Origin of the sequence: Sphingomonas sp. GlSt437 (genome assembly GCF_048015635.2) — a bacterium.
Taxonomy (GTDB): Bacteria; Pseudomonadota; Alphaproteobacteria; order Sphingomonadales; family Sphingomonadaceae; genus Sphingomonas.
Genome location: NZ_JBPGYA010000001.1, coordinates 521,632 through 535,319, shown reverse-complemented (window position 1 = coordinate 535,319; position 13,688 = coordinate 521,632). Strand labels below are relative to the sequence as shown.

The 13,688-nt window shown below is 64.5% G+C and carries 17 protein-coding genes; 8 read left to right on the top strand and 9 right to left on the bottom strand.

The window, feature by feature from the left end; all coding sequences use genetic code 11:
• Window positions 1–27: 27 nt before the first annotated feature.
• Entirely contained in the window at window positions 28–540 is a 513-nt protein-coding gene (locus ACLB0R_RS02875) for a hypothetical protein (RefSeq protein WP_416641844.1), read from the bottom strand.
• Between the two features lie 82 nt (window positions 541–622).
• On the opposite strand from ACLB0R_RS02875, the gene ACLB0R_RS02870 reads away from it, so the two are divergent.
• The 5 genes from ACLB0R_RS02870 (at window position 623) to ACLB0R_RS02850 (ending at window position 3,873) form a co-directional block, all read left to right on the top strand.
• Window positions 623–1,912 carry a multidrug effflux MFS transporter gene (locus ACLB0R_RS02870; RefSeq protein WP_434953690.1) on the top strand — a complete coding sequence of 430 codons (1,290 nt, stop codon included), beginning with the start codon at window positions 623–625 and terminating at the stop codon, window positions 1,910–1,912.
• A 77-nt stretch (window positions 1,913–1,989) separates the two neighbouring features.
• Window positions 1,990–2,241 carry a hypothetical protein gene (locus tag ACLB0R_RS02865; protein ID WP_416641842.1) on the top strand — a complete coding sequence of 84 codons (252 nt, stop codon included), beginning with the start codon at window positions 1,990–1,992 and terminating at the stop codon, window positions 2,239–2,241.
• Window positions 2,242–2,853: a hypothetical protein gene (locus ACLB0R_RS02860; protein ID WP_416641841.1), complete on the top strand. Its 612-nt coding sequence runs from the start codon at window positions 2,242–2,244 to the stop codon at window positions 2,851–2,853.
• 34 nt (window positions 2,854–2,887) lie between these two features.
• Window positions 2,888–3,511 carry a YdeI/OmpD-associated family protein gene (locus ACLB0R_RS02855; protein ID WP_416641840.1) on the top strand — a complete coding sequence of 208 codons (624 nt, stop codon included), beginning with the start codon at window positions 2,888–2,890 and terminating at the stop codon, window positions 3,509–3,511.
• A 26-nt stretch (window positions 3,512–3,537) separates the two neighbouring features.
• Window positions 3,538–3,873 carry a DMT family protein gene (locus ACLB0R_RS02850; protein WP_416641839.1) on the top strand — a complete coding sequence of 112 codons (336 nt, stop codon included), beginning with the start codon at window positions 3,538–3,540 and terminating at the stop codon, window positions 3,871–3,873.
• 19 nt (window positions 3,874–3,892) lie between these two features.
• On the opposite strand, the gene ACLB0R_RS02845 is transcribed toward ACLB0R_RS02850, so the two are convergent.
• The gene (locus ACLB0R_RS02845; RefSeq protein ID WP_416641838.1) at window positions 3,893–4,102 is read right to left on the bottom strand and encodes a hypothetical protein; all 210 of its coding nucleotides are present in this window, start codon (window positions 4,100–4,102) and stop codon (window positions 3,893–3,895) included.
• A 139-nt stretch (window positions 4,103–4,241) separates the two neighbouring features.
• Between ACLB0R_RS02845 and ACLB0R_RS02840 the strand changes: the two genes are divergently transcribed.
• The gene (locus ACLB0R_RS02840) at window positions 4,242–4,802 is read left to right on the top strand and encodes a c-type cytochrome (RefSeq protein ID WP_416641837.1); all 561 of its coding nucleotides are present in this window, start codon (window positions 4,242–4,244) and stop codon (window positions 4,800–4,802) included.
• Between the two features lie 41 nt (window positions 4,803–4,843).
• Entirely contained in the window at window positions 4,844–5,278 is a 435-nt protein-coding gene (locus ACLB0R_RS02835) for an ExbD/TolR family protein (protein WP_416641836.1), read from the top strand.
• A 334-nt stretch (window positions 5,279–5,612) separates the two neighbouring features.
• Here ACLB0R_RS02835 and trmB read toward each other — a convergent pair whose 3' ends face one another.
• The 4 genes from trmB to lnt all read right to left on the bottom strand — a co-directional run bounded on the left by trmB (window position 5,613) and on the right by lnt (window position 10,318).
• Window positions 5,613–6,293: a tRNA (guanosine(46)-N7)-methyltransferase TrmB gene (trmB, locus tag ACLB0R_RS02830; RefSeq protein ID WP_416641835.1), complete on the bottom strand. Its 681-nt coding sequence runs from the start codon at window positions 6,291–6,293 to the stop codon at window positions 5,613–5,615.
• Window positions 6,294–6,387: 94 nt separating this feature from the next.
• Window positions 6,388–7,437 carry a hypothetical protein gene (locus ACLB0R_RS02825; RefSeq protein WP_416641834.1) on the bottom strand — a complete coding sequence of 350 codons (1,050 nt, stop codon included), beginning with the start codon at window positions 7,435–7,437 and terminating at the stop codon, window positions 6,388–6,390.
• A 121-nt stretch (window positions 7,438–7,558) separates the two neighbouring features.
• Window positions 7,559–8,743: a methionine adenosyltransferase gene (metK, locus tag ACLB0R_RS02820; RefSeq protein ID WP_416641833.1), complete on the bottom strand. Its 1,185-nt coding sequence runs from the start codon at window positions 8,741–8,743 to the stop codon at window positions 7,559–7,561.
• A gap of 66 nt (window positions 8,744–8,809) precedes the next feature.
• Entirely contained in the window at window positions 8,810–10,318 is a 1,509-nt protein-coding gene (gene lnt / locus ACLB0R_RS02815; protein WP_416641832.1) for an apolipoprotein N-acyltransferase, read from the bottom strand.
• Window positions 10,319–10,511: 193 nt separating this feature from the next.
• On the opposite strand from lnt, the gene ACLB0R_RS02810 reads away from it, so the two are divergent.
• Window positions 10,512–10,931, top strand: a complete 420-nt coding sequence (locus ACLB0R_RS02810) for a VOC family protein (protein WP_416641831.1) — start codon at window positions 10,512–10,514, stop codon at window positions 10,929–10,931.
• On the opposite strand, the gene ACLB0R_RS02805 is transcribed toward ACLB0R_RS02810, so the two are convergent.
• From ACLB0R_RS02805 to ACLB0R_RS02795, 3 genes are all read right to left on the bottom strand, one after another.
• Window positions 10,928–11,230, bottom strand: coding sequence for a putative quinol monooxygenase (locus tag ACLB0R_RS02805; protein WP_416641830.1), 303 nt, complete (start codon window positions 11,228–11,230; stop codon window positions 10,928–10,930). The two genes, ACLB0R_RS02810 and ACLB0R_RS02805, sit on opposite strands and share 4 nt — an antisense overlap.
• Window positions 11,227–12,561, bottom strand: a complete 1,335-nt coding sequence (locus ACLB0R_RS02800) for a PQQ-dependent sugar dehydrogenase (protein ID WP_416641829.1) — start codon at window positions 12,559–12,561, stop codon at window positions 11,227–11,229. Before ACLB0R_RS02800 ends, ACLB0R_RS02805 begins: the two co-directional genes overlap by 4 nt.
• Before the next feature lie 195 nt (window positions 12,562–12,756).
• Window positions 12,757–13,683, bottom strand: coding sequence for a hemolysin family protein (locus ACLB0R_RS02795; RefSeq protein ID WP_416641828.1), 927 nt, complete (start codon window positions 13,681–13,683; stop codon window positions 12,757–12,759).
• Between the last annotated feature and the right edge of the window lie 5 nt (window positions 13,684–13,688).

Sequence of the window (13,688 nt, the reverse complement as noted above, 5' to 3'; positions counted from 1 at the left end):
TGCCGCGCGGTCAATCGCGCAGGGCAATCAGCCGGATATCGTCATCATCCCGTGCGATTGACCCTTATCGCTACCGGTCAGCTCCAGCTTGAACGCCTTGCCGTCCTTGGTCGTGCCGCTGAGGCCCGAGCCGTCATCATTCACCTTGAAGCTCGCCCCCTTCATCTTCTCGCGGAACCAGTCGCGAACCGTGGCGGTGTCAGCGGGGCTGTCGAACACGATATGGACGGTGCCGTCGGCGTCTTTGCCCGTCGAATCATCGTCATGCGCATCGACGTTCATCGTCTTGATCGACGAACCGGGATAAAGATGGACGCCGTCGATATCGAAATTATTGCCGCCCAGATGAACCTTGGGCAGCGAGATCGAGCCCTGGAAACCGGGGACGTTCAAGGCGAGCTTGCCCGAATTGCCGTCGACATCGGCGGTGACGTTGTCATTGTCCGACCGGATCGAAATGCTCGTACCGTCGCCGCCCTTGTCGCACGCGGCAAGCGGCAGCAGCGCGGCAAGCGTCAGCGGAACCAAGATCGTGCGCATTCGCTCTCTCCCAACAGTGATTTAGGTCACTATAGCGCGTAAGGGTGGCCGAAGGTCAATCCTCGGGCATTGCCGAACATTTATGGCGGGCAGGGGTGACGGGCGCGCGGCAATCGGGCATGGGCGCCCGGCAATGAACCAGCTCGACACGTCGACCGCCTTCCAGGCAGAGAATAATGCGCCGATCGGCTTTGCCGAATTCGTCGCATTGGTGGCGGCGCTAATGGCGCTGACCGCGCTCGGCATCGACTCGATGCTGCCGGCGCTACCGGCGATTGGCGCGAGCACGCACGTCGCGACCGAGAATGAGCGGCAGTTCATCATCTCCTCCTTCCTGATCGGCTTCGGCATCGCGCAGCTGCTGCATGGGCCGCTCGCCGATCGCTATGGGCGCAAGCCGGTGCTCACCGTCGCGCTGGCGGGGTATGTCGTCGCCAATATCGTCGCAGCGCTCTCGGCGAGCTTCCCGCTGTTGTTGATCGCGCGCTTTGCCGGCGGCGTCGCCATTGCTGCCTCGCGGGTGGTGACGGTTGCGCTGGTGCGCGACTGCTTCTCGGGTCGATCGATGGCGCGGGTGATGAGTCTGGCCTTCATGGTGTTCATGGCCGCGCCGATCTTTGCCCCGGTCATGGGCTCGACCGTGCTGCTGATCGGATCGTGGCGGCTCATTTTCTGGACGATCGCGGTGATCAGTGCGCTGGTGCTCGTCTGGTTCTGGGTCCGCATGCCCGAAACGCTGGCGCCGGAGCGGCGCATTCCGCTGTCGCTGGCCCGGCTGCTGAGCGGCGTTGGCGAGACACTGACCGACCGGTCCTCGCTCGGCTACACGCTGGCGACGACGGTGCTGGTCGGCGCGCTTTATGGCTTCATCAACTCGGTGCAGCAGATCGTTTTCGATTATCTGAAGCGGCCCGATCTGCTGATCCCGATCTTCATCTCGATCGCGGGTACGATGGCGGTGACGAACCTCGCCAATTCGCGGATTGTGCTCAGATTCGGCATGCGCAAAATCTCGCATAGCGCGCTGGTCGGGCTGTTCGTGATCGCCTCGACGCATTTGCTCTGGCTGCTGTCGGGCCATGAGACGATCATCAGCTTCGCGATCCTGCAAGCGTTGACGATGGCGAGTTTCGCGCTCGCCAATTCCAACTTCTCGGCAATGGCGATGGAGAATATGGGCCGCATCGCCGGCACCGCGTCGAGCGTGCAGGGGTTTGTCTCCGTGACGACCGGCACGATTATCGGCGCGCTGATCGGCCAGTCGTTCAACGGTACGCCGGCGCCGCTGTTCGCGGGTAATGTGATTGCTGCGCTGACGGCGTTTACCATCGTCGCGATCACAGAGCGCGGTCGGCTGTTTCGCGCGCATTGACGCGGCGGCTCGTGGAACCTCGACGAGCGACGACGGTTGGTTCTGCCAAGGGCATCCAGCCCCTGATGGAGAGCGACATGACCGACCGGAACCGGCATTTCCCCGACGCGCCTGGTGACGACGAAGGCTATGACGACAGCCAGCGCGCCGAAATCCTGGAAGCGACGCGCGACGGTCCGAGTGACGGCACGATCCTCACCGATCTCGTCCCCGATCTTGGCGACGAAGCCGAAGTCGACGACGAGGACGATGATGCGATCGAAAATCTGTCGGTCATCGATACCGATGGGGCGAGCGAGGATGGCGGTTCGGCGGACGGTGACGCCTGAGTGAAGCATATCGTGGTGCTCGTTGGTGTGGCGCTCATGGCCGGCGGCTGCGGGCGCCATGAGGATGAGCAGAAAGCAGCAACGTTCAACGTCGAAGCGGTGACTGACGTGCCGCCCGCCCGGCCGGCGCCGCCGGATAAGGCTGCGTTGCTGCCGCCATTCGACCCGCCCGTGCCAGGCGCGCCGGGCGGCTTGCCCAACGACGATCGCCAGATCATCGCCGCGCCGTTCCCGGTCGATAGTCTCGCCGCAGCCGCCGATACCGTGCAGCGCTATTATGCGGCGCTCGAGAAAGGCGATGTGCGCAATGCCTACGCCTTATGGGGCGACCATGGCCGTGCTTACGGCAAGGACGAAGCAGGCTTTGCGCGGGATCTGGCGGACTACAGCGAATATCACGCCAATATCGGCCACCCCGGACGGATCGATGCGGGTGCGGGGCAGCGCTACGTCACCATCCCGGTCCAGCCCTATGTTCGCGACCGCGCGACCAAACAGCCGCGCTATTTCATCGGCACCGTCACCCTCCACAGCACTGCCGTCGATGGGGCGACGGCGGAGCAGCGTCGCTGGCATATCCAGGCAATCGATCTGAAGCCGGTGATCCGCTAGGGTCATAGGCAGGGCAATGGGGAGGGAGCGGGGTATGGCCAGCAATCGGAATTTGGCGCAAGGCGCCGCATCGCCGACAACCGATCCGCGCGTCGATGCTTATATCGCCGCCAGTCCCGATTATGCCCGACCGATCCTCACCAGCCTGCGCACGCAAATCCATGCGGCCTGCCCGGCGGTGGTCGAGACAATCAAATGGTCGCGGCCGGCGTTTCTGTACCAGGGGCAGATCATGGTCGGCCTGTCGGCGTTCAAGGCGCACGCTGCGTTCGGTTTCTGGCAGGACGTTGCCTATCGGCCCGGTGAGCGCGACGCATTCGACCATTTGACCGGGATGGCCGATCTTCCCGATGCGGCGCGCATTGCCGAGCTAACGCATGAGGCTATGGCGCTGATCGACGCGGGCAAGGGCAAAATGGCTCGGCCAAAGGCAGCGCCCAAGCCCGAACCCGAGGTGCCAGCGGCGCTCGCCGCCGCGCTGGAGAGCGACGCTAAGGCGAAGGCCGCGTTCGTCGCGTTCCCGCCGAGCTGTCGCCGCGAATATTGCGAGTGGATCGCCGATGCCAAACGCGACGAGACTCGCGCGAAGCGCGTTACCCAGACGATCGAGTGGCTGCGCGAGGGCAAGCGCCGCAACTGGAAATACGAAAATTGCTGACGCCCGATTTTGCTGACGAGTAACCGATGCCGACCATTGCGCTTTTGACGCTCTCCAACCTGTTCATGACGACCGCTTGGTACTGGCATCTAAAGGGCGGCATGACGCGACCCTTATCGGTCGTCATCCCGATCTCTTGGGGCATCGCCTTGTTCGAATATTGCCTCGCGGTGCCGGCCAATCGCATCGGCTATGCGAGCGGCTGGAGTGCAGGCCAGCTCAAGGTCGCGCAGGAAGCAATCGCACTCGTCGTTTTTGGCGGCTTCATGGTTTTCGTGCTTGGCGAGCCGCTGCACTGGAAGCATCTCGGTGCTTTCCTGTGCCTGATGGGCGCGGTGGCGTTTCTGTTCTGGGGGCGCTGATGTTGAGCGGGCGACCGGCTCAGCGGTCGCCGAAATGGGCGAGGGTGTTGAGATCGTCGCTCGATACGGGCTCGCCGGTTGCATCCGTGCCAGCCTCGGTGCCGGCGTTGGCGGGCGCCGGCGGCGGTGCGCTAGACGCCACGTCATAAGCGAACCACAGCATCCCGCCGGCCCAGAAGAGCGCGGACCAGCGGCTGCGGAAGAGCTTGGCGAACGGCATGACGCGCATTGTACGCGCTTGCGGTTAACCCGTGCTTGCGGGCGAGCGTTAATGCGGCGGCGGCGGCGGCGGCGTCGACCGCGCCGGCTTGCACGCGCGCCGCGCTCGGCATAGCCTGTTCGGGTCGTCCCTCGCGGAGTTTTACGCCATGCGCTTGTCCTCGCTTGCCTTTGCCGGTGCCGCTGCCTCGCTGATCGCTGCCGCGACGGTCGCGCAGCCGCCCCCGCCGGGGGCGATCGCCGCCGAGCATGCTCCCGTTATCCAGGCGCGCCGGGCCGGCTTCCGCCTGCAGCTCGCGGCATTCCTCAGCATCAAGGCGGCGCTGGCGCGCGGCGATGATGTGAAGACATTGGTGTTGCCGGCAAGCGCAATTGGCGCCTGGGGCCGCGCTATTCCAGCGATGTTCCCGCCCGGCAGTGCCGGCGGTGATGCCTTGCCCAGCGTGTGGAGCGATCGCGCTGGCTTCCAGGCCTCGGCCGATGCGCTCGTGGCACAGTCGACCAAGCTTGCCGAGCTGGCCAAGGCCGGCGACACCGCCGGCGTGCAGGCGCAATTCGCGCTGGTCGGCAAGGCGTGCGGCGATTGCCACACCAAATACCGGGCCGAAGAAAAGCACTTATCGGAACGCGCTGCCGTAGAGCCGCTCTGCTCGCTACCACAGCCGCCAGCGGAAATAGCCCGGTATCGGCCAAATTTGACGACGCCCTAAGAATGTGATGATATCACATTCTTAGGATTAGGGAGCTCGCCATGCCGCATGCCACTGCCCGCTCGCGCTTCGCTTACGCCCCGCCGGCCGATCTCGGTCAGCCGATCAGCGGCATCAACACCACACCGCTGATCGACGTGATGCTGGTGCTGCTGGTGATGTTCATCATCATCATTCCCGTCGCTCAACACGAAATCCCGGTACCGCTCCCACAGGCCGGTCCGGTGCCAAAGGCGGAGCAGCAAATCCATGAGCTGCGGATTGACGCGGCTGGGCGAGTGACGCTCGATGGCGCGACGCTGGCCGGCGCAGCGCTCAGCGGACGATTGACGGCACTAGCACGCGATCCCCGCGCCGAACTCCGCATCCACACCGATGCGACGACCCGCTACGAAGCGTTTGCGGATACGCTCGCGACGGTGAAGCGCGCCGGCATCACCCGGCTCGGCTTTGAAGGAAGCGCGACTGGCTTCTAGCCAATTCTAGTGATTATTTGCAGACGGGGGCGTGGGATCGGACACATATTCGACCAAGCTGGTCGCCGCCGGGCAACTATGACACCATGCCGTGTCGAATAATTGCGCAATCACCCAGCGCTGGCGGCGAATATCCCACTCCATCCAGCCGTCGCGCGTTACTTGCGCGCTGGTGCAACGCCGACAGACATAATTGACTCGCACAACGCCGCTCCCGTGTGACACAAGAACGACCTAGCAGCACCAATATGCGCTTTGCGGACGGATAAGTCCGTAATGGATGTGAATTGCCGCGCGCAAGACACGGAAATGGAGCCGCACTCGCCGGATGTATTCAAACGCGCTGGTACCGAAAATACCACACTTCATGCCCGTGCCGGCGCGCCTTGGCTTCATAGCGCGTCTGCGGCCAATCGGCGGGGCGCGTGAGGAAATCAGCGGCGGTTTGTGCTTGCCACACGAAATCGCGGCGGCCGTTCATCACCATCATCGACCAACGACAATAGGTCGGGTCGTCGGTGCCCAGGCGAAACTCGGCGCCGGGCTTGAGCTTGGCGGCAATCAGATCGAGCGGTCCAGGATTGACCATCCGCCGCTTGGCGTGGCGCGCCTTGGGCCAAGGATCGGGGTGGAGAAGATAGACGCGGTCGAGCGAGGCATCGGGAAGGCGTTCGAGCACGTCGAGCGCGTCGCCCATGTGGAGGCGGACGTTGCCGATGGCGCCGTCACGGATATGGTTCAGCGCGCTGACGACGCCGTTCAGGAACGGCTCGCAGCCGATAAAACCGGTGTCGGGATTCTGTGCTGCCTGCCAGGCAAGATGCTCACCGCCGCCAAAGCCGATCTCGAAGTGCAGAGGGCGGTCCGCCCCGAACAGCCGAGCCGCATCGAGTGGCCCCTCGTCCGGCACCGCGACTTCCGGCAGCATCGCCTTGATCAACGCCGCTTGGCCGATGCGCAGCTTGTGCCCCGCGCGACGGCCGTAGAGGCGGCGGATAGTGGTGGGGTCGTTCATTTGTGCGCGGCTAAGCCTACTCGATATCGGAGTGCAAGCTTGCGGATCGGCAGAGTTGATAATGCCAGCCCGGAACAGTCGGTAAGTCATTAAATTATTTTGTTGGTGATTTATTGAGCGTTATCGATCTGTTTTTGCCCCACGTCGATGAACTGGAGGTTGGGTGACCGGCCTGAAAGACCTCAAATGCCTGAGCGGGGGTCGGCAGCGCATCGAACGAGGTGTAATTCAGCGTTCGCGCAACACCGATTAATTCGATCTCCGAACGCTGTTTTTTGTCGCCGATCAACGTGGCGAACGGGCTGGGAAAGACTGCGACGGCCCGGCCAGCATCATTTAATGCGATGATGAAGGAGTTGCGGTCACCATCCGCCCGGTAGACAGCGGACGCAGGGTTGATCCCGGCGCTCCCGGCCAGATCACGGCACCAATGCGCGGGTTTGGCGGATTTTTGATCGCTCTTGAGCTGTTCCTTCGCCTCGCTCGCCATCAGTGCACTCCATAGCGATTGAGACTCTCCAGCAGGGAGCGGCTTTGCCTCGCCATTTAGGGCAAGCGGTGCCGTGCATTCTTCAATTAACGCCGCCGGCTCTGCTTTGCCAGCCTTGTGAGGCCAGTGCACCGTCTGCACCACGGTTCGCAGATGATCCGCCATTTGCGCTGGCTCGATCGTTGTGGACGAATAGCGTAAGCCCACATACCAATCGCCCAAAGGCAACAGCACCAAGCCTGTGCTGCGATATGGACCCTTATGCGTGGCGTAGGCCATGATCAGGCCGCTCGCGACGTCGACGCCAGGTGGTGCAATGGCTGGCGACATCGGCAGCGGATCGACGCCGCCATAGATCTCGCGATGCTCGATTTGCCAGCGCATCCGATCAAACCAAACCGGAACCGACCCCGAAACCTTGCGGAACACATAAACCGTGAGGACTTCGCTTTGGTTTGCAGGACCAAACTCAACGGCGTCATCGAGCTGATCAGGCTCCCAGCCAGCCACTCTCAGCCGACGTAAGCCGTCGATCACGGGGGGCACGACAAGGCCGCTGTGCTTGTGACGATAAGGTTGGTCGGCGGGCAGCTGAGGCAGCTCTTGCGGCGGCTGGGCAAAGCCGTTTGTTGGCGACAAAATCACCATCGCCAACAATAGCCACCATGCCCGCACAGCTCACCCTCCGCCAGATGATCTGGTGGAGACGGTTGCCATTAATTCTTTCCGTTACAACAAATATTAGTCTTAAACGGAAGAATTCCCCACCCCCGCCTTACGCCAACTCCGCTTTCAGCGCATCCGCCAGGTCGGTCTTTTCCCAGCTGAACAGATCGCCTTCGGCCTTGCGGCCGAAATGGCCGTACGCCGCGGTCGGCTGGTAGATCGGCTTGTTCATGCCGAGGTGGGTGCGGATGCCCTTGGGGGTCAGGCGGACGAGCTTGGGCAGCACCGCTTCGATCTTCGCTTCCTCGACCGTGCCGGTGCCGTGCGTGTCGACATAGAGCGACAGCGGCTCGGCAATGCCGATCGCGTAGCTCAGCTGGATCGTGCACTTCTTGGCGAGACCCGCCGCGACGATATTCTTGGCGAGATAGCGGCTGATATAGGCAGCCGAGCGATCGACCTTGGTCGGGTCCTTGCCGCTGAACGCGCCGCCGCCATGCGGGGCCGCGCCGCCATAAGTGTCGACGATGATCTTGCGACCGGTGAGCCCCGCGTCGCCATCAGGCCCGCCGATTTCGAACAGGCCAGTCGGGTTGACGTACACTTTGGAGAGGTCTTCGGGCATCCAGCCATTAGGCAGAATTTCATCGAACACCGCCATCACATAATCGCGCAGGCGCTTCTGCCCGGCATCGTTCGACAAATCCTTGGTGTGCTGGGTCGAGACGACGAGCGCGGTCGCGCCGGTCGGCACGCCATTTTCGAACTTGAGCGTCACCTGGCTCTTGGCGTCGGGCTCGAGGAAATCGACGGTGCGGGCGTGGCGATCGGCGGCCATGCGCTCGAGGATGCGATGCGAGTAATAGAGCGTCGCCGGCATCAGATCGGGCGTCTCATCGCAAGCGAAGCCGAACATGATACCCTGGTCGCCGGCGCCTTCATCCTTGTTGCCGGCTTCGTCGACGCCTTGCGCGATGTGGGCGGACTGGCCGTGCAGGTGGCAGGCGAAATCGGCGGTCTGCCAGTGGAAGCCGTGCTGCTCATAGCCGATGCGCTTCACCGTATCGCGCGCGGCACGCTCGATCTCGTCGAGCGTCGGGAAGGTATCCGGGTTGCAGCGGACTTCACCCGCCAGCACGATGCGCTGCGTCGTCACCATCGTCTCGCAGGCCACGCGCGCGACCGGATCGCGCGACAGGAACAGATCGACGACCGCATCCGAAATCTGGTCGGCAACCTTGTCGGGATGGCCTTCCGAAACCGATTCGGAGGTGAAGAGATAGTTGGAGCGCATCGAAAGTCCTCTGATGGTTCGGAAATCCGCTTCCGAAGCTGATATAAAGGATTTGTTATATGCGCCCTATCGCGCTCGGCGGCGAATGGCAACAGCCGTGGCGGCGAGCAGCAGCGTGACAGCGAGCGCCAGCCAATTGCCGGCGCGGGCGAACAGGGTTGGCGGGTGCGCAGGCGGGATGGGTACCTCGATCGCGCCGGGGTGGTTCCACTCGGTCTTGGCGACGAGGCGGCCATCGGCATCGATGATCGCCGAGACACCGGTGGGCGTGGCGCGGGCGATAGGGATGCCCTCCTCGATCGCGCGCAGCCTCGCTTGCGCCAGATGCTGTTCCGGCCCGGCTTGGGCGAACCAGCTATCGTTGGAGGGGTTGAAAATCAGTGCGGGTCGGTGCGCGGGGTCGATGATGTGGCCTGAAAACACGACTTCATAGCACACCAGCATGCCGACCGGGCCGAAGCCGGGCAGGGCGATGGTGCGCGGGCCGGGGCCGGGGGTGTAGTCAAAATCGCCGGGGACCAGGCGTTCGATGCCGATGAGCGACAAGACCGGCCGCCACGGCAGATATTCGCCAAACGGCACCAGATGCGCCTTGTCGTAGCGCGCGAGCAGCCGACCGTGCGCGTCGACCGCGAAAATGGCGTTGGCGGCGCGGTTGATCCTGCCGTCGGCCGCGAAGCCGATCGAGTCGCCGCCGGTGAGCACGATGTCGCGCGGCCCGAGCGGCGCGGCGATGCGGGCGCGGATCTGGCCGGCATCGGCTTGCCAATAATAATATGGCGGCGCGCCGGGCTCAACGAGATAGCGCAGCGCGCCTTCGGGCCAGAGAACGAGCCGGGGCGCCGTTCCCGGCTTGCCGCCGAGCGCTTGTAGCGCGCGGAGATTTGCTTCGGGATAATCGTCGCGCGGTCGCTGCTCCTGATCGAGATCGGGCTGGACGATGCGCAGGCGCGGGGCGTTGGGCGCCGCGGGTGCTTCGATGCGGCCGCCGATGCCGGTTAGCGCGAGCAGCACGATTGCGGCACCTGCCGCTGCAGCGGCGCGCCACTGCCCGCGCGCCGCCGGGATCAACGTCGCCGCTGTGGCGACGGTCAGGCCCGAGAGCGCATAAGTGCCAACCCATTTCGCCGTCCACGCCACGCCCAGCAGCGGCAGCCAGATCGTCGCGAGCGGCGGCCAGGGATAGCCGGTGAGCAACGTGCCGCGCGCCCATTCGGTGGCGGTCCACGCGGCGCTGGCGGCAAGCGCATAGCCAAGATCGGGGCCAAGATCGGGCCGCGCACCGCGCCCGAAACGCCACAGTAGACCCGCCGTCGCCATCGGATAGAGCGCCAGATACAGGCTGGCGAGTGCGACTGCTGGCACGCCTAGCCAATGCGGCATCACGTCCTGATACGTGAAGGCCTGCGCGATCCACAGATTGGCCGCGCCGAGATGCCCCCAGCCGAAGGCCCCGCCAAGGAGCAGGGCGGCGCGCAAGCTCGGTGCAGCATGGACCAGCGCGAGCCACGAGGCGAAGGCGAGCAGCGTCAACGGCCACAGGTTGAGCGGCGCGAAACCGGCCGCCGCGACCATCCCGAGGGCTAGCGACGTCAGCGCGGGACGGCACCTAAAAAGGGCGATCGCGATGCTGATGGTCCCGCCGCCATGCCGGGCTTGTTCCGGCATCCACGCCTCCGCTTGTTCCAGCCGCTTGGCGCTATGCGCAAGCGCGGACCCCGGAACAAGTCCGGGGTGACGAATTTCCGGAAACTGCTATGGCGATCTTATGACCATCCGCCCGTTCCATCTCGCCTTTCCCGTCCACGACCTCACCGCTGCCCGCGCCTTTTACGGCGGGCTGCTCGGGTGCCGCGAGGGGCGCAGCGCCGCCGATTGGGTCGATTTCGATCTCTACGGCCACCAAATCGTCGCGCATCTCGATCCCGCCGCGCGCCCCGCCTCCCATACCAACCCGGTCGACGGCCATGACGTGCCCGTCCCGCATTTCGGCGTCGTGCTGACGCTGGCGGACTGGCAGGCGCTCGCCGATCGGTTGGCCGCCGCCGGCGTCACCTTCGGCATCGCGCCGCACATTCGCTTCAAGGGCCAGCCTGGCGAGCAGGCGACGATGTTCTTCACCGATCCCAGCGGCAACGCGCTCGAATTCAAGGCCTTTGCCGACGACACGATGATCTTCGCGACCTAAACCGCGCCAGCTTCTTCGGCGTTATAACGCGTCAAATTCCGGTCGGTAATGCCCAAAGTCGGCCAAACCGCGCGCCATTGCGCCATGTGCGGCATCTGGAAATGGGCGGCGAGGGCTTCGTCGCTCGCCCACGCCTCGACGACATGAATCAGCCCTGGTTCCAACACGTCCTCGGCATAGCTGTAGCCGATGCAGCCCGGTTCGGCGCGGCTGGCGTTGACCATCGCCGCCATGGCGTCGCGCGCCGCGGCGACTTTGTCAGGCGGTACCCGTACCGTACCCAGCACCAGAACCGTCATCCTGCGCTTCCCGCGCTGACTCGCCAGATCATGTTGCCAACGTCATCCGCCACCAGCAGCGCGCCGCCGGCATTGGTGATGACGCCGACCGGGCGACCCTGCGCCTTGCCGTCTTTGTTCAGGAAGCCGGTCAGCACATCCACGGGCTTGGCGTCCTTGGCCGGGAATCCATTATCGCCGAACGGCACATAGACCACCTTGTAGCCCGAGGCCGGCACGCGGTTCCACGAGCCATGCTCGCCGACAAACACGCCATAGCCGAACGCGCCGCCGAGTTTGGCATCCGCGGCAAGCGCCAGCCCCAGCGGCGCGGCATGGGCGCCCAGCGCAAAGTCGGGCCGCTTGGCATATTGCAGCAAGTCGGGCCGCTCGGGCTGGACGCGCTTGTCGGCATAGCCGCCCCAATAGCTGTAGGGCCAACCGAAATAATCGCCGAGCTCGACTGCGGTTAGATAATCGGGCGCGAGGTCGGAACCGAGCATGTCGCGCTCGTTGACCACCGTCCAAAGCCGCTGGGTCTTGGGGTCGATCACCATGCCCTGCGGGTTGCGCAGGCCGCTCGCATAGATGCGCGAGGTTTTGCGGGTGAGGTCGACTTCCATGATGCAGGCGCGGTTGGCCTCGGCATCGATGCCGTCATCGGCAATGTTGGTCGACGAGCCGATCGAGACGAATAGCGACTTGCCGTCCGCCGATGCGCTCAGCCCCCGCGCCCAATGCTGGCCGCCGCCGGGGTAGCGCGCCACGACTTCGGGCTTGGCGGTGATGTGGGTGTCGCCGGTCTTGTATGGCACGCGGACCAGCGCGTCGGTATCGGCGATGTAGAGCATGTCGCCCACCAGCGCCATGCCGAGCGGCGAGTTGAGGCCGGTGATCAGCGGCGTCTTCACGTCAGCCACGCCATCGCCATTGGTGTCGCGCAGCAGCGTGATGCGGTTGGCCGAGGGGACGGCGGCGCCGGCTTCCTTCATCAGCCAGCTTTCGACAAAGCCCTGAATGCCGGGCACATGGCGCGGCGGCGAGTTGGTCTCGGCGACCAGCACATCACCATTGGGCAAGCGATAGAGCCAGCGCGGATGATCGAGCCCGCTGGCAAAGGCATTGACCTTCAGCCCCGCCGCCGCCGTCGGCATGCCGCCCTGCGACCAGCCCACCGCCTTCGCGACGTTGATCGTCGGATAAACCTGCGCGCGCGGCTCGCCGATCACCGGGTGCGTGCCCGTCACTGCCTCGAAGGGCAGCTTCGCGACATCGGGGCGGCTCGCCCAGAACCACAGCCCGCCCAGGACGAAGACAAGGATGACGAGGAAGGGGAGACCATATTTGCGCATGAGGCTACCTTAGCGACTGTCTAGCTTGAGTTGAACACCGTCATTCCCGCTAAGGCAGGAATCCATTCTGCCAGACCTTGGCGGCTATGACCTTACTCCATGCAACGCCAATGGATCCCCGCCTACGCGGGGATGACGTGCGGAGTTGATGAGGTAAAGCCAATCGCCAAGTTCGCCAGGGTTTCTTCTCACCGCTTATTCTCCTGCACTATCGGCCCTAGCCGGCGGATGCAGCCGCACCCGGAGCACGCGGCGCGGGTCGGCCTGCGTTACCTCGATCGTCCAACCCGAGGGATGGCTGATGCACTGGCCGGCGTCGGGCACCTGGCCCGCCAGCACCGCGGTCAGCCCGCCGATCGTATCGATATCGTCATCGGTTTCGGCGAGGCGCGGGTCGATCGCGGTGGCGATGTCCTTCAGTTCGGCGCGGCCATCGGCTTCCCACAACCCCTCGTCGACCGCGACGATCAACGCTTGCGGCGCCTCGTCATGCTCGTCCTCGATCGCGCCGGTGATTTCCTCGATCAGGTCCTCGATCGTCACCAGCCCTTCGGTGCCCGAATATTCGTCGAGCACGATCGCGAGGTGGACGCGCTTGTGGCGCATGTCGGCCAGCAGATCGAGCGTGCCGCGCGACATCGGCACGTAGAGCGGCTGGCGAATCAGATCGGCGATCGAGGCGGGCGGCGCCGCGCCGGTCGCCAGGATCGCGAACACGTCCTTGAGATGGACCATGCCGATGATCTGATCGAGCGTCTCGCGATAGACGGGGAGGCGGCTGTGCCCTGCGTCCGCAAACAGCTGCACCAGATCGGCAAAGCTCGTCTGCTCCTCGACCGCGATGATGTCGGCGCGCGGCACGCCGACATCGCCTGCATCGCGCTCGCCGAAATGGAGCAGGTTGCGCAGCATCTGGCGCTCGAGCGGCGAGAGGTCGCCCTTGGCGTCGGGCGCCGGGTCGTCCTCATGCGCGTCGATCGCTTCCTCGATCTGCGCGCGCAGCGATTCGTCGCCTTCGTCGCCGAAGATTAGCGACTTGATGCCGCGCCATAACCCGCCTTCGCCGGGCGCCGGCTCGTGAACGGAAAGCGGGGGGCGGCTGCTACTGGGGCCCTCGGGCATGGAAG